The sequence below is a fragment of the Micromonospora sp. NPDC093277 genome, from assembly GCF_044765245.1.
In the GTDB taxonomy this organism is placed as follows: Bacteria; Actinomycetota; Actinomycetes; order Mycobacteriales; family Micromonosporaceae; genus Micromonospora.
In genome coordinates this window covers 13518-29048 of the sequence record NZ_JBIWJO010000023.1, presented here as the reverse complement: position 1 = coordinate 29048, position 15531 = coordinate 13518, and the positions used below count along the sequence as shown (strand labels likewise).

At 71.7% G+C, this 15531-nt stretch carries 12 protein-coding genes; 5 read left to right on the top strand and 7 right to left on the bottom strand.

What is annotated here, in order from left to right; translation table 11 throughout:
* Positions 1-87 precede the first annotated feature (87 nt).
* Genes ACIRG9_RS30625 through ACIRG9_RS30610 form a run of 4 tightly spaced genes read right to left on the bottom strand, consistent with a single transcriptional unit; the run spans position 88 to position 5507 of the window.
* Positions 88-2298, bottom strand: coding sequence for an alpha-galactosidase (locus ACIRG9_RS30625; RefSeq protein WP_402863679.1), 2211 nt, complete (start codon positions 2296-2298; stop codon positions 88-90).
* Entirely contained in the window at positions 2295-3203 is a 909-nt protein-coding gene (locus tag ACIRG9_RS30620) for a carbohydrate ABC transporter permease (RefSeq protein WP_402863676.1), read from the bottom strand. Before ACIRG9_RS30620 ends, ACIRG9_RS30625 begins: the two co-directional genes overlap by 4 nt.
* A complete protein-coding gene (locus ACIRG9_RS30615; protein WP_402863673.1) occupies positions 3200-4156 on the bottom strand; it encodes a carbohydrate ABC transporter permease in 957 nt (318 codons plus the stop codon). The genes ACIRG9_RS30620 and ACIRG9_RS30615 overlap by 4 nt, the downstream gene beginning before the upstream one ends.
* Positions 4157-4178: 22 nt before the next feature.
* Entirely contained in the window at positions 4179-5507 is a 1329-nt protein-coding gene (locus ACIRG9_RS30610) for an ABC transporter substrate-binding protein (protein WP_402863671.1), read from the bottom strand.
* Between the two features lie 183 nt (positions 5508-5690).
* Between ACIRG9_RS30610 and ACIRG9_RS30605 the strand changes: the two genes are divergently transcribed.
* The 3 genes from ACIRG9_RS30605 to ACIRG9_RS30595 all read left to right on the top strand — a co-directional run bounded on the left by ACIRG9_RS30605 (position 5691) and on the right by ACIRG9_RS30595 (position 9733).
* On the top strand, positions 5691-7760 hold the full coding sequence (locus ACIRG9_RS30605; RefSeq protein WP_402863669.1) for a beta-galactosidase: 2070 nt from the start codon (positions 5691-5693) through the stop codon (positions 7758-7760).
* 39 nt (positions 7761-7799) lie between these two features.
* On the top strand, positions 7800-8576 hold the full coding sequence (locus ACIRG9_RS30600) for a DeoR/GlpR family DNA-binding transcription regulator (RefSeq protein WP_402863666.1): 777 nt from the start codon (positions 7800-7802) through the stop codon (positions 8574-8576).
* Between the two features lie 128 nt (positions 8577-8704).
* A complete protein-coding gene (locus ACIRG9_RS30595; RefSeq protein ID WP_402863663.1) occupies positions 8705-9733 on the top strand; it encodes a sporulation protein in 1029 nt (342 codons plus the stop codon).
* A gap of 83 nt (positions 9734-9816) precedes the next feature.
* On the opposite strand, the gene ACIRG9_RS30590 is transcribed toward ACIRG9_RS30595, so the two are convergent.
* The gene (locus ACIRG9_RS30590; RefSeq protein ID WP_402863660.1) at positions 9817-10197 is read right to left on the bottom strand and encodes a hypothetical protein; all 381 of its coding nucleotides are present in this window, start codon (positions 10195-10197) and stop codon (positions 9817-9819) included.
* A gap of 374 nt (positions 10198-10571) precedes the next feature.
* On the opposite strand from ACIRG9_RS30590, the gene ACIRG9_RS30585 reads away from it, so the two are divergent.
* Positions 10572-10994: a hypothetical protein gene (locus ACIRG9_RS30585; RefSeq protein WP_402863657.1), complete on the top strand. Its 423-nt coding sequence runs from the start codon at positions 10572-10574 to the stop codon at positions 10992-10994.
* A gap of 86 nt (positions 10995-11080) precedes the next feature.
* On the opposite strand, the gene ACIRG9_RS30580 is transcribed toward ACIRG9_RS30585, so the two are convergent.
* Both ACIRG9_RS30580 and ACIRG9_RS30575 read right to left on the bottom strand, forming a co-directional pair.
* The gene (locus ACIRG9_RS30580) at positions 11081-13300 is read right to left on the bottom strand and encodes a HelD family protein (protein ID WP_402863725.1); all 2220 of its coding nucleotides are present in this window, start codon (positions 13298-13300) and stop codon (positions 11081-11083) included.
* A 310-nt stretch (positions 13301-13610) separates the two neighbouring features.
* Entirely contained in the window at positions 13611-14729 is a 1119-nt protein-coding gene (locus ACIRG9_RS30575; RefSeq protein ID WP_402863722.1) for an outer membrane lipoprotein carrier protein LolA, read from the bottom strand.
* 96 nt (positions 14730-14825) lie between these two features.
* Between ACIRG9_RS30575 and ACIRG9_RS30570 the strand changes: the two genes are divergently transcribed.
* Positions 14826-15482 (top strand): response regulator transcription factor, encoded by a 657-nt coding sequence (locus tag ACIRG9_RS30570; protein WP_402863654.1) that lies wholly within the window; start codon positions 14826-14828, stop codon positions 15480-15482.
* Positions 15483-15531: the final 49 nt, after the last annotated feature.

Genomic DNA, 15531 nt, shown 5'->3' with positions numbered 1-15531 from the left:
TCTCGGTGCTTCCACCCTCAGGTAGAAGCCGCCACCCCGGTTCTCGACATCCGCGCCGGAGAACTCTCAAGAATTCTCCGGCGGCCCTCAGTCGACGGCGGTCACCTCCAGCAGGAGCGCCTGCTCCGGGTGCAGGGCGGGCATCTGCACCCCGACCATCCCCAGCACCGCCCCGGCGAGCGTCACCCCGTCGGCCGAGGACAACCAGCCGGGCGGGGCCAGCTCCAGCAGCGCCGGCCCCGACACCCCGGCCGGCGGACGGACCTGGTAGCGGCGGGACGGGTCCAGCCCCGGCAGACGTACCGGGCCCGGCACCTGCGCCACCGACGTGGTCAGGCGTGAGACCGCGTACACCGCTCGGGACCGGTCGCGGGCCACCACGCCGTGCGCCTGCACGGCCGGGTCCGGGTGGTCGACCCGGACCACCCGGCCGGAGTGCAGCAGCGGTCGCAGCCGCTTGTGCAGCGCGACCCAGGCGGCGAGTTCGGCCCGCTCCGCCGCGTCGATCGCGCTGATGTCCCACTCGATGCCGTGGTGGCCGAAGAGCGCGGTGACCGCCCGGAACCCCAGGTCGTGCACCCGGTGGGTGGTGTGCGAGCGGCCCGGCCCGAGGTGGGTGCCGATCAGCTCGGGCGGGAGCAGCAGCCCGGTCCAGCGCTGGATCGACAGGCGTTCCAGGGCGTCGTTGCAGTCGCTGGCCCACACCCGGTCGGTGCGGCGCAGGATCTCCAGGTCGACCCGCGCGCCCCCGGACGAGCAGCTCTCGATCTCAAGGTGCGGGTGCCGGGCGCGCAGCTCGTCGAGCAGCCGGTAGACCGCCACGGTCTGCGCGTGCACGCCGGGCCGGCCGGCGTGCCCGGCCTCGGTGAGGTCCCGGTTGTGGTCCCACTTCAGGTACGCGATGCCGTCGTGCCCGGCGAGCAGCGCGTCCAGCCGGTCCAGCAGGTGGGTGTACGCGTCGGGGTGGGCGAGGTCGAGCACCTGCTGGTGCCGCCACTCCGGTGGCAGCCGGCCGGGCGCCTGGAGCACCCAGTCCGGGTGGGCCCGGAACAGGTCCGAGTCGGGGTTGACCATCTCCGGCTCGACCCAGAGCCCGAACTGCATTCCGTGGCCGCGTACGTGGTCGATGAGCGGCTGCAGCCCGTCCGGCCAGACGTCGTCGTCGACCCACCAGTCGCCCAGCCCGGCCCGGTCGTGCCGGCGGCCCCGGAACCAGCCGTCGTCGAGCACGAAACGTTCCACGCCCACCTCGGCGGCCCGGTCGGCGAGCCCGGTGAGCCGATCCAGGTCGTGGTCGAAGTAGACCGCCTCCCAGACGTTCAGTGTCACCGGCCGGGGCGTGTGCGGGTGCCGGGGGCGGGCCCGCAGGTGGCGGTGCAGTACGTCGCTGAGCCCGTCCAGCCCGTCGGCGGAGTGGACCGCGTAGAGCAGGGGGGTGGCGTACTCGGCGCCGGGGGCGAGCAGGATCTCACCGGGGGTGAGCAGTTCGCCGCCGCCGAGGGTGGACTCGCCGGTCGGGCGGCGTTCGGCCACCGTGACGTGGTCGCCGCTCCACGCGGTGTGCACCGCCCACACCTCGCCGTGCCCGAAGCCGAATCCGGGTGTGCCGGCGACCAGCAGCAGCGTGGCGTCGTGGCCGGTGCGGCCGTGCCGGCCCTCGCGTACCCAGGCGCCCATCGGCCACGGGTGCCGCTGCGGGGCGCGTTCCCGGCACCAGCGGCCGGTCAGGTCGAGCAGTTCGGTGGCGACCGCCGGCACCGGCAGCACCGGGATCAGCTCCCGCACCTCGTACGGCCGGTCGCCGTCGTTGCGCAGCCGATGCCGCAGGGTCAGCACCCCCACCGAGTCCAGCGCGATCTCGACGGTCAGCGACACCCCCGCGCCGGCGTCCGCCGCCCGCACGATGGCAAGGAAGGGCCCCTTCTTAACGCCTGGTGCGGGTGAAGGGCCCCTTCCTGACACTTCCTGTCCGCTGGTGGTGGTCGGTGGCGGGGGGGCGTCTAGTAGTTCGAGGTCGAGCAGGCGGAAGGCGGTCGACCAGTCCTTGCCGTCGCGGTGGCCGGAGAGGCCGGGCCGGCCGCTCCAGCCGGCGCTCGCCTCGGGCAGCAGGGACAGCACGGTGGGCGCGTCGAAGCTGCTCGGCACCACCGGCGCAATGGTGGCGTCGACCAGGGCGGGCAGCTCGTCGGCGGACAGCGGGCCGAGGTCGGCGCCCCAGTGCACGACCCGGGGCAGCCCCGGGCCGCGCGCGTCGAGCACCAGACTGGTCCGCGCGCGGCGCAGGTGGACGATGCTCATCCCTTTGCTGCTCCCAGGGTCAGGCCCCGGACGAACTGCTTCTGCAACAGGAAGAAGATCACCAGGGTGGGGATCGCGACCAGCACCGAGCCGGCCGAGACGAGGTTGTTGTCGGTGAAGAACTCGCCGCGCAGATTGTTCAGCGAGCTGGTCACCGGGAACTTGTCGCCGCTGCGCATCAACACGGTCGCCCAGAAGAACTCGTTGTAGATCCAGGTCACCTCGAGGGTCGCCAGGGCAGCCAGGGCCGGCCGGCACAGCGGCATGGTGACCTGCCAGTACTGCCGCCAGACGCTCGCCCCGTCGACCATCGCCGCCTCGTACAGCTCGTGCGGCAGGGCCTTCATGTAGTTGCTCAGCACGAAGACGCAGAAGCCGCACTGGAAGGCGACGTTGACCAGGATCAGTCCCCAGTAGCTGTCGTAGAGCAGTTCCGAGTCGCTCATCCAGGCCGGCAGCGGGATCTGGGTGAACATCCGGAACAGCGGGATCAGCAGGGCCTGCTGCGGCAGCAGGTTCGCCGCGGTGAAGAGCCCGAGCAGGACGAGGTTGACCCGCCAGCTGAACCGGGCGATAACGAACGCCACGCAGGAGGCGAGGAAGAGGGTCAGCAGCACCGCCGGGACGGTGATGTAGACCGAGTTGAGGAAGTGTTTGCCGAACTCGGCGGTCCGCCAGGCGGTGACGTAGTTGTCGAGGGTCCAGCCGCCGAGCGAGACGTAGCCGTGGGCGGCGGTGTACTGGTAGGACCGCAGCGAGGTCAGCACCGCCCAGAGGATCGGGAAGAGCCAGCCGACCGCCACCGTACCCAGGAACAGGTGCAGGACCAGCCGGGCGGGCCGCAGCGGCCGGCGGCGCCCGGCCGGGGCGGCGGCCGCGGGCTCGCGGGTCGACATCGCGATCATCGCCGGCCCTCCCGCATCACCGTGGCCAGGTAGAGGGTGATGAAGAGCAGCGAGACGACCAGCATGATCGTCGCCAGCGCGGAGCCGAAGCCGATCCGGCTGGCCTCGCCCACCACGTTCGCGGTGACCAGCGCGGAGAGCAGCTCCAAACCGTTGCGGCCCTTGTTGATGACCCAGACCAGGTCGAACGCGCGCAGCGACTCGATCACCGTCACCACCAGCACGATGATGTTGATCGGCCGCATCACCGGGAAGATGACCCGGAAGAAGGTGCTGGTCTCCGACGAGCCGTCCACCGCAGCGGCCTCGCGCAGCGACGGGTCGACGCCCTTCAGGCCGGCCAGGTAGAGCAGCATGATGTAGCCGACGTGCCGCCAGCCGGCGGCGACGAGGACCGCCCAGATGTTGACGTGCGGATCGCCGTACCAGTCGACCTGGCTGCCCAGTACGGCGTTGAGTAGGCCCTGGTCGCGGCTGTAGATGAGCTGCCAGACGAAGCCGATCAGGGCCAGCGAGAGGACCACCGGCAGGTAGAGCGCGGTCTGGTAGAAGCGGCTGCCGCGCAGTTCCTTGTCGAGCAGCACGGCGAGGAACATCCCGAACGGGGTGGCCACCACGAACAGTGCGGCCAGCCAGAGCAGGTTGTGCTGGATCGCCGGCACGAACGGCGGGTAGATGTGCACCATGTCGTCGTAGTTCTTCCACCCGACCCAGTCGATCTCGCCGAGCGGGCCGATGCCGTCCCAGTTCGTGCCGGAGAGCAGCACGGTGGCCAGCGCCGGCAGCCAGACCAGGCCGACCACCAGCAGCAGGGGTACCAGCACCATCAGCGTGATCACCACGCGGTCGGTGCGGGACAGGAGCCGTAGCCGGCGGCGGCGACCACCCGGGGAGGTGGTCGCGGCCGGCGCTGGCACGGCGTGATCCGCTTGGACCAGGGGCAGGTCGGACATGGTGTCCTCCCCCTTTCCGCCGTCAGCTGGTGAAGATCGACTTCTTCTGGTTCTCGATGCTGGTCAGCAGCCCGCCGATGTCCTTCGGGTCCTTGATGAACTGCTGGAACGCCGGAATGATCACGGTGGAGGCGAAGTCCGGCCGGGTGTCCCGGTCGAGGAACTGGGCGACCTCGGTGGCTGAGCCGACCAGCTCGGCGGCCTTCTTCTTCAGCGCGGTGTAGCCGCTGGTGTCCCCGCCGGAATTGGCGACCAGCGTGCCGGGGTCGCCCTTCACCATGATGTTCGCGGCGTCGACGCTGCCGATGAATTCGAGCAGCTTCTTGGCGTTCGCCTCGGACTTCGGCTTGCGGGCCATCATGTAGCCGTCGATCGGCGCGTCCAGGGCCTTGGCCCCGATGGTCGAGTCGATCTCGGGGAAGGTGAAGAAGTCGATGTCGTCCTGCTCGTCGTCGTTGAACTGCTGGGCGACGAAGAGGCCGAGCAGGTACATGCCGCTCTTCTTCTGCTGCACCGACTGGGCGGCCTCCTGCCAGGTCCGGCCCAGCGCGTCCGGCTGGTGCAGCGGCAGCAGCCCGGCCCAGGTGTCGAAGACCTTCCGCACCTTGTCGGAGGTCCACGCCTCCTTGCCGGCCATCAGGTCGACGTGGAACTGGTAGCCGTTGATCCGCAGGTTGAGGATGTCGAAGGTGCCCATGGCCGGCCAGCCGTCCTTGTCGGCGAAGGCGATCGGGTCGAGGCCGTCCTTCTTCATCTGCGCGCCGAGCGCGTTCAGGTCGTCGAGGGTGTTCGGCACCTGGTAGCCGTGCTGCTGCCACACCGACTTGCGATAGAAGACCGCCCACGGGTAGTACGACGACGGCACGAAGTACTGCTTCCCGTCGTCCCCGGTGGACGCCTTCTTGAACGCGTCCGAGAAGCCGGAGAGCTTGCCCCAGACGTCGCTGACGTCGCCGGCCAGGCCCTTGGCCGCGAAGAACCGCATCCGGTAGCCGGCGAACCAGGTGAACACATCGTCCGGCTTGCCCTGCAGGTAGTTGTTGATGTTCTCCTGGAACGTGTTGTGGTCGACCGTGTTGATGTTGGCCTGGATCCCGGACGAGCTCTGGAAGGCGGTCGTCAGCTTGGCGAGGACGTCCTTCGGCGTCGGGTCCGAGGCGTTCGAGCCGACCGACACGGTCTTGGCGTCTGAACCGGACCCGGAGTCGGAGCCGCAGCCGGCGAGCAGGCCCGTGCCGAGCAGCGCGCCCGCGCCGGCCGCCCCGGCGAGCAGCGAGCGGCGGTTGAGGCCGGCGACGGACGGGGGTACGAGTCGGGCGAGGTACTCGGCTTGCGATCGAGGACGGGACATCGTGCTCTCCTGCGTGATCGGCGGGCAGGGACGGTTCCACCGTGAATCCACATGTCCGAACACAAACAGCCGGTGGCGGTTGAAGCTACCCCCTGGTTCCACGCTGTCAAGAGGTTGAGCCGAATCTCTGTCGATGTTGGAAAGTGTTGACTTGGGTGTGCTTCGGGGGCACCCTCTGCTGTCATGCGGACCTGGCACGGCGCGAGCCTCTGGTACGGCGCCGACTACAACCCGGAACAGTGGCCCGAGGAGACCTGGGCCGAGGACGTCACGCTGATGCGCCGGGCCGGGGTCAATCTGGTCTCGGTCGGGATCTTCTCCTGGGCTCTGCTGGAGCCCGCCCCCGGGCGCCACGAGTTCGGCTGGCTGGACCGGGTGCTGGACCTGCTGCACGACGGTGGGATCAATGTGGACCTGGCCACCGCCACCGCCAGCCCGCCGCCCTGGCTGGCCCACCGGCACCCGGAGACGCTGCCCCGCCGCGCTGATGGCACGCTCCTGTGGCCGGGCGGCCGGCAGGCGTACTGCCCCAGCTCGCCGATCTTCCGGGACCGCTCGCTCGCCCTGGTCGAGGCCGTCGCCGGCCGGTACGCCGAGCACCCGGCCGTCGTCATGTGGCACGTCTCCAACGAGCTCGGCTGCCACAACGTGCACTGCTACTGCGACGTCAGCGCCGAGGCGTTCCGCCGCTGGCTGCGCGCCCGTTACGGCGACCTGGACGCGTTGAACGCCGCCTGGGGCACCGCGTTCTGGAGCCAGCGCTACCACGACTGGGCGGAGGTCAACCCGCCGCGTACCGCCCCGACCTTCGCCAACCCCACCCAGCGGCTGGACTTCCTGCGCTTCTCCTCCGACGAGCAGCGGGCCCAACTGCGCGCCGAGCGGGAACTGCTGAACCGGCTCGCCCCGCAGCCGGTCACCACGAACTTCATGATCGGCACGGGTGTGAAGCACCTGGACTACCACTCCTGGGCGTCCGACGTGGACCTGGTCGCCAACGACCACTACCTGATCGCCGCCCACCCTCGGCCGCACGTCGACCTGGCGCTCGCCGCCGACCACACCCGGGGCGTCGCCGGTGGCGAGCCGTGGCTGCTGATGGAGCACTCCACCAGCGCGGTCAACTGGCAGCCGCGCAACGTCGCCAAGACCCCCGGCCAGCTACGGCGCAACAGCCTGGCGCACGTGGCGCGCGGCGCCGACGGGGTGCTGTTCTTCCAGTGGCGGGCCTCCCGGGCGGGCGCGGAGAAGTTCCACTCCGCGCTGGTCCCGCACGCCGGCCCCGAGACGAAGGTGTTCCGTGAGGTGTGCCGGCTCGGCGCCGACCTGGCGGCCCTCGCCGAGGTGCGCGGCAGCCGGGTCGAGGCCGACGTCGCGATCCTGTTCGACTACGAGGCGTGGTGGGGCGTCGAGCTGGACTCCCATCCCAGCGTCGACGTCACGTACGTCGACCTGCTCGCCGACCTGCACGGGGCGCTCTGGCGGGCCGGGGTCACCGCCGACGTGGTGCACCCGTCGGCCGACCTGTCCCGGTACCGGTTGGTCCTGGCACCCACCCTCTACCTGGTCCGCGACGCCGACGCCGGGTCCCTGCGCCGATACGTCGAGGCGGGCGGGACCGCGCTGGTCACGTACTTCAGCGGCATCGTGGACGAGCATGACCACATCCGGCTCGGCGGCTACCCGGGCGCGTTCCGTGACCTGCTCGGGGTGCGGACCGAGGAGTTCTTCCCGCTGCTTGCCGGCGAGCGGGTACGCCTCGACGATGGCTCGGGCGCCGACGTGTGGACCGAGTGGCTGCACGCCGAGGGGGCCGAGGTGCTCGCCGCGTACGTCGACGGGCCGCTGCCCGGGGTGCCGGCGCTGACCCGGCACGCCGTCGGCGCCGGCGCCGCCTGGTACGTCGGCACCCGGCTCGACGAGGCCGGCACCGACCGCCTGGTGGCCCGGCTGCTGGCCGAGTCCGGGGCCCGGCCGCCGGTGCCCGCCCCCGCGGGGGTCGAGGTGGTCCGGCGGCGCGCCGCCGAACGGAGCTGGCTGTTCGTCATCAACCACGGCGACACCGAGGCCCGGCTGTCCGTCACCGGGACCGAGCTGCTGGGCGGAGACCGGTGTGCCGGCGAGCTGGTCGTGGCGGCCGGTGAGGTCGCGGTGGTCCGCGAGGAGGACCGATCGGCGCCCGCCGGCCGGCGGCCCCCGGCCGGCGTCCCGACCGTCGTGACAACCGGGGACCAGGCGGCCGAGTCGGCCTGACCACCGCGTACCGTGCCGCGTGCCCCCGAAGGAGGTCCGATGCTCGCCCAGCAACGGCAGAGCGCCATCCTGGAGCTGATCCGCCAGCGCGGCGGCGTCCGGGTCAGCCACCTGGTCAGCCGGTTCGGGGTGTCGGACATGACCATCCGGCGGGACCTGGAGGTGCTCGCCGAACGGGGGCTGGTCGACAAGGTCCACGGTGGGGCGACCCTCGCCGGCCCGGGTTCGGCCGACGAGCCCGGCTTCGCCGCGAAGTCGATCCGGCAGCAGGCCGAGAAGCGGGCCGTCGCCGAGCGGGCCGCCCGTCTGGTCGAGCCCGGGATGGCGATCGCGCTCTCCGCCGGCACCACCACCGCCACTCTCGCCGCCCGGCTCTCCGAGGTACGCGACCTCACCGTGGTCACCAACTCGATACCGGTCGCCGACGCCTTCCACCAGAATCCCCGCACCGACCAGACCGTGGTGCTCACCGGCGGCCTCCGTACGCCGTCGGACGCGCTGACCGGGCCGGTGGCCGAGGCGGCCATCGCGGCGCTCAACGTCGACCTGCTCTTCCTCGGCGTGCACGGGATGAGCCCGCGCACCGGCTTCACCACCCCGAACCTGCTGGAGGCGGCCGTCAACCGGCGCCTGATCGACGCGGCCCGGCGGCTCGTGGTGCTCGCCGACCACACCAAGTGGGAGACCATCGGCATCGCGACCATCGCCCCGCTCGGGGAGGCCGACATGCTCATCACCGATGCCGGGCTGCCGCCGGAGGCGCGCCGCCAGATCGGTGAGCAGGTCGGCGAGCTGGTCGTGGTGGACCTCGACTGAGCCGCCGGCCGCCGGGTGTCCCGGCAGCTGGCGCGGTGCCTCCCAGACATCTCACAGCCACGCAGGTTAACGTGCCCTGAGCAGGCGTCCGACGCTCCATGGTGGAGCGCCGACAAGCGGGAGTGGCGATGGTCTTCAAGAAGATGCTGAGCGCGTTCGGCATGGGTGGCCCCAGTGTGGACACGGTGCTGACCAACCCGAACACCCGGCCCGGCCTCTCCCTCGACGGGCACGTCAACCTGGTCGGTGGTGACGCGCCGGCCAGCATCGAGCAGATCAGCATCGGCCTGGTCACCCGGGTGGAGGTCGAGAGCGGCGGCGCCGAGTACGCCGGCATGATCGAGTTTCACCGGATGCCGGTCAGCGGCCGGCTGGAACTGGCCCCGAAACAGCAGCTCTCCATCCCGTTCCAGCTTCCGGTCCCGTGGGAGACGCCGGTGACCGACGTCTACGGGCACCGGCTGCACGGCATGACCATGGGTCTGCGTACCGAGGTGGCCGTGGCCCGGGCGGTCGACAAGAGCGACCTGGACGACGTGGCCGTGCACCCGTTGCCGGTCCACGAGCGGATCCTCGAGGCGTTCCAGGCGCTCGGGTTCCGCTTCAAGCACGCCGACCTGGAGCGCGGCCAGATCTACGGTGTGCAGCAGACGCTCCCGTTCTATCAGGAGATCGAGTTCTTCGCCGCGCCGCAGTACGCGCAGGCGGTCAACGAGGTCGAGCTGACCTTCGTGACCAGCCAGCAGGGCGTCGAGGTGATCCTGGAGTGCGACAAGCGCGGCGGGTTCTTCACCGGTGGCCAGGATGTCATCGGTCGGTACGCGGTCCCGCACAGCGACGCCGGCCGGACCGACTGGGTCCAGGTGGTGGACGGCTGGCTGGGTGAGACCACGTCGCGCTACGGCAGCCTGCGCGCCCAGGGCGCGGGCGTGCCGCCCGGCCACTACGGACCCCAGGGTCACTACGGACCCCAGGGCCACTACGGACCCCAGGGTCACTACGGACCCCAGGGCCACTACGGCCACCAGGGTCACCGCGGCTCGGGGATGGGCGGCATGCTGGCCGCCGGTGCCCTCGGTGTGGTCGGCGGCATGGTCGCCGGTGAGCTGATCGAGGACGCCTTCGAAGGCTTCGGCGACGACGGCGGCGACGAGTAGCCCGAACCCGCCTCAAGGGACGAACGACGGCGGTGGCCCCGGGACGGATCCCGGGACCACCGCCGCTCTCAGGTGTTACTCACTCATCGGCGGGACGCTCGACGTTCCGAAATGGACCGCCGGCTGCTGCCGGCCTTGGACAGACCACGGCTCAGCAGGTACGCACCGGTCAGGACCGTCAGGAACCACCACGACAGGTTCGGGTTGTTGATGTTCAGGCCGTTGGTGGCTGAACCCCGCCAGAACGCGGCGATGATGACGCCCGCGACCGCGGCGGCGTAGACCCAGAACTCCGTGGTGAGGAAGGCCTGCTTGGTCTCGGTGCCCGGAGCCGGCATGTTGTGCCGGTGCCCGTCCTCCATCATCGGCATCTGACGGGTCGGGGCCTCCTGCTGGGCCATCCGATTCTGCGCTTCCTGCGACGGCCGGTTCATCGGCCTGGTGGATGCAGCCTGCGTGCTCATCTGTCCTCCTCAGGATGTGATGAGTCGTTCTCTGCACTCCCTCGCCCCGCTACCGTGTTTCGGCCACGGCACGGTTCTCGTACCTGGCGGGGGCACCCCCCGTCTACCCGACCCCCCGGAGAGGTAACACCGACCCGTCACCGGATCGCGGATCCCGCGCCCACCCCTTCGCCCCATCGCGCGCCACCGCGGCTGTGGACCGTGCCCATCCATCAGCACCATCCCGATGATCAAGGAATTTGCGTCTGGGCGGAGATCGACTCCGACGCGAACTCCTTGATCAACGCCTGTCTCGGCGGTGGCCGGGGGCGGGTTTGGGGTGGGGGGTGCGGGGGACGCAAGAGGGATCCCTAGAACGCTGCGAGGTGGTTCACGTGCGTGAGGACGACATGCGGCAGGACGCCGCCCGCCGGGCCGAGGAGCGGATCGCCGGCGGCGTGTACGGCGAGGGCGCGCTCGACGAGGTCACCGTGCCGCAGACCGACGTGCTGCGGGTGATCCAGGAGGACGATCGGGACGATCCGGCGCATGTCCCGGTCGACCCGAACGTGCTGCGCGACGGCGGGCCGACCCGTGGTCAGGGCGCGGTCACCACGACCGGGGGCACGGCCGGCCCGGCGAGCGCCCGCCGGGTGGCCCGGCAGCCGGAGCGGCACCGGGGCAAGGTGGCGCCGACCACCACCGGTGACGCCACCACCGGTGGGCTGAGCACCCCGGCCGGCGGCTCGACGAGTGACGCCTCGTCGAGCGGCAGTCAGGTCGGCAACTTCACCGACGAACGGCCCCACCCGGGCTGATCTGCCCCAGCCTTGGTCGATCATGAGGTTGACGGTGCTCGTGGAGATCGAGATCGCCGTCAACCTCATGATCAACGGGGTCAGGGTCAGGGGGTGCGGAGGATTCCGAGGCGTTGGGTGGCGCGGGTCAGGGCGACGTAGAGGTCGCTGTGGCCGCGGGGGGACTCGGCGACGATCCGGTCCGGGTCGACCACCAGGACCGAGTCGAACTCCAGACCCTTGGCCTGTTCGGTGGTGAGGACCACCACCCGGTTGGCCAACTCGGGCTGCTCGCCGACGGCGGCCTCCGGCAACGCCGCGGTGACCGCCGCGCCCAACTCGTCGACCCGGCCGGCCGGCACGATCACCCCGAGCCGCCCGACGGCCAGCCCGGCCGCCTCCCGCGCCGTCGCCTCCACCAACTCCACGGCGAGCCGGTCCGCGTCGACGGTACGGTCCCACGGCGGCACGCCGCTGGCCCGTACCGAGCGGGGCGGGCGCAGCTCGGGGTCGATCTCGGCGAGCACGTCGGCGGCGACCGCCATGATCTCGGCCGGGGTGCGGTAGCTGACGGTCAGCTCCTCCAGCCGCCACCGGTCCGCCACGTACGGTTCGAGCGCCTCGGACCAGGACGGCGTGCCGGCGAGGGCGCCGGTCTGCGCCACGTCCCCGACGATCGTCATCGACCGGCTCGGACAGCGGCGCATCAGCAGCCGCCATGCCATCGGCGACAGCTCCTGTGCCTCGTCGACGATGACGTGCCCGAACGCCCAGCTCCGGTCGGCCGCGGCGCGTTGCGCGGTGGTCAGCCGGTCGGACTCCTCCTGCCGTTCCAGCAGCCGGTCGGCGTCGATCAGGTCGGTGACGCCGAGGATCTCGCCGCCGTCCGCCTCGTCCTCGACGTCGATCGACCGGGAACCCCGGGCGATCTCCAGCACGCCCTCGGCGTACTCGCGTTGCAGGGACCGGATCCGTTCCCGGCGGGCCGCAGCGGCGCGCTCGTCCTCACCGAGCAGCTCGGCCACCTCGTCCAGCAGCGGCACGTCGGCCGGCGTCCAGCCGCCCGGCTCGCGGTGCAGCAGCGCCCGCTCGGCGTCGGTGAGCATCGGCGCGGCGGTGGCGATCCGCTCCGGGTCGGCGTACAGGTCGGCGAGCAGGCGTTGCGGGGTGAGCACCGGCCACAGCTCGTCCAGCGTGGCGCCGACCTCGGGCTCCTCGCGCAGCTCCCGGCGGATCTCGGCGACGTCGGCCTCGGAGAGCAGGTTCTCGCCGCCGAGCGGGTCGGCGCCGATCCGCTCGGCCACCTGGTCGGCGAGCGCGTGCACGATCTCGATGTCGAACAGCGCGCGGGCCAGGTTGTGCGGGCGGTTCGACCGGCGGACCCGGTCCCGGGCCTGGCGCACCACGGCCGGGTCGAGGGTGAGGATCTCGCCCTGCGGCAGCCCGATCTCCAGCGGCTCGTCGGGCACCCACTGCCGGTCCCGTACCGCGTTCGCCAGCACCTCGACCAGCACCGCGCGCCCCTTCAGCGCGGCCGTCCGGGCCGGCTCGGTCCGCCGGGCCTGCACCCCGGGGAAGAGGTCCGCCTGGGTGCACAGCAGCACACCCGTCTCGGCCAGCGCCGGCAGCACCTGGGAGATGTAGCGCAGGAAGGTGGCGTTCGGGCCCACCAGCAGCACGCCCCGGGTGGAGAGCTGCTGCCGGTGGGTGTAGAGCAGGTACGCGGCGCGGTGCAGCGCCACCGCGGTCTTGCCGGTGCCCGGACCGCCCTGCACGACGAGTACGCCCGGCAGGTCGGCGCGGATGATCCGGTCCTGTTCGGCCTGGATGGTCTCGACGATGTCGCGCATCCGGCCGGTACGGCCGGCGTTGAGCGCGGCGAGCAGCGACGCCTCGCCGGTCAGTTCCTCGTGGGCGGTGGGGGAGGCGGCGGCGATGTCCAGCACCTCGTCGTTGAGCCCGGTGACCTTCCGCTCCCGGGTCCGCAGGTTCCGCCGCCGGCGTACGCCCTGCGGGTTGGCGGCGGTGGCGAGGTAGAACGCCCGGGCGGCCGGGGCCCGCCAGTCCATCAGCAACGGGTCGTAGTCGCCGCCGGTGTCGAAGATGCCGATGCGGCCGATGTACCGGCGCGAGTCGTCGTCGCCGTCGAGCCGGCCGAAGCACAGGCCGTTCTCCACCGCGGAGAACTGCTCGACCTGGTCGGCGTACATCTGGACGGCGAAGTCGCGTTGTGAGCGGGCCTGCTGCGTGCCGCCGGTGTTCCGCAGCTCCTCGGTGAGCCGGTGGCCGGCCTGTTCGCGCAGGCCGTCCAGCCGGTCATAGAGCATCGAGACGTACTCCTGCTCGCGGCCGATCTCGTCGTCCTGGTGCAGCTCATCCGATGCGTCGGAGTGCGTTGACAAGCCGGCTCCTTGTTGGCTAAAATGGCGTCAGGAATGGCTCTTTGAGGCCATTCCTTTTTGTGTTTGAACTAAGAAAGATACCGCGTCGCATCGTCGTGGACCAAGCCTGCCGGCTCGCCACCACATCATCCCGCCATGCCGCGGCTTTCCGCCCCAGCGACCCTCTTCTCACACGAAAAGCGGGGGCCCAACCGGCTCGCGCCGATCGGACCCCCGCCGGGCTCCCGCCCCCGGGTCAGCCCTTGGCCGCCTGGTAGAGCCGCTCCGGCGTGACCAGGCCGGCCAGCACCCGGCCGTCGTCGGTGAGCAGCACGCTGAACAGCTTCCCGCTGAGCAGCCGCCCGCTGCCCCAGTCACCGCTCACCTTCGGCAACCCGCCGAGCACCTGGGCCAGCGCGTCGGCGCCGGCCTGCGCATCCGGCTTCGCGTCGGCCTTCGGGCCGGCGGCCGGTCCGACCGCGTCGAGCCGGGCCACCAGCACCGTGGTCCAGCCGGTGCCGACCGTACGCACGTCCGGGCCGTCCGGCCGCCGGTCGGTGTCCGGCGCGGCCTTCCCGGCCGGCCCGCGATCGTCGGTCGCCTCGGTGACGGAGACGCCCGGCCGCGGGTTGAACCGGAACTGGTCCGCGTCCGGGGTACGGAAGTCGACCTGGGTGAAGGCCACCTCGAACGCCGGCCGGTCGCCGCCGTCCGCGAGCACCTCGAACCGCAGCGGCACGTGCTCCTTCGCGTCCAGCGCGATCCGTACCTGGTGCACCAGGGAGTCGGCGTCGCGCGGGGTCAGCACCAGCTCGTACGCGTCCCGCCCGGCCACCCGGGCGGAGCGGCCGACGGTGACCGCGGTGGTCGGATCGATCGCGGCGAGCGCCCGGTCGGCGGCGTCGGCCGGGGTGGCCGGCGCGGACGGCACCGTCGCCTCGTCCGCCGCCAGCGTCCGGTGCGACGCCGTGTTGGACCGGCTGTTCCACGTCCAGACGTCCCGGCCGTTGCGCAGCATGTCCTGCTCACCGAGCGTGTCGACCAGGGCGAGCCGCTGCTTTTCCGGGCCCGCGTACCAGACCCGCAGGGTGTGCGTGCCGGTCAGCAGGCTGGCCAGCTCGTTTCCGCTGGCCGCGCCGGCCAGGTCGGCGATCGGCGGCAGCCCGAGGTCGGCGCGCTGCACCACCGTGCCGGAGAGCCCGTCGAGGCGGGACGTGCGTAGGTCGTCAAGCAGTTGTGCCGCGGTGCGCGGCGGCAGCGCCGGCTCGGCCCCGGCGGCGAACGTGCCGACCGCGGCCCCGCCGCCGATCACGACGACCCCCGCGGCCACCGGGACCAGCCAGCGCAGTACGGCACGGTTCTTGATCATGGGCATGTTGGACACCTCCTGACGGTAATGGTGCCTGTCGGTCGCTGTGAGGCCGCTGAGGAGATTCCCTAGGTGGTGTCACCTGGTGGCACCCTTGGACGGGTGCGACTACTGGTGGTGGAGGACGAGTCGCGGCTCGCGTTCGCGTTGCAGCGGGGACTGCAGGCCGAGGGCTTCGCGGTGGACGTCGAGCCGACCGGGCCGGCCGGGCTGGACGCCGCCCGGCACGGCGGCTACGACGCCATGATCCTCGACGTGATGCTCCCCGGCCTCTCCGGCTACGAGGTGGTGCGCCGGCTGCGGGCCGAGGAACACTGGCTGCCGGTGCTGATGCTCTCGGCCAAGGACGGCGAGTACGACCAGGCCGACGGGCTGGACTGCGGGGCCGACGACTACCTCACCAAACCGTTCTCGTACGTGGTGCTGCTGGCCCGGCTGCGGGCGTTGCTGCGCCGGGGCGCGCCGCAACGCCCGACCGTGCTCACGGTCGGCGACCTCCGGCTGGACCCGGCGCGGCGGCGGGTGACCCGGGCCGACGCCGAGGTGGCCCTGACCGCCCGCGAGTACGCCCTGCTCGACTACCTGATGCGCCGGCCCGGCGAGGTGGTCTCCAAGACCGAACTGCTGGACCACGTCTGGGACGCCAGCCTGGACACCGCCCCGAACGCCGTCGAGGTCTACGTCGGCTACCTGCGCCGCAAGATCGGCCGCGACCGGCTGGAGACGGTCCGCGGCGCCGGCTACCGGCTCACCGCATGACCGTGAAAGGAAGGGCCCCTGCCAATCGCCTCCGGTACCGGAAGGGCCC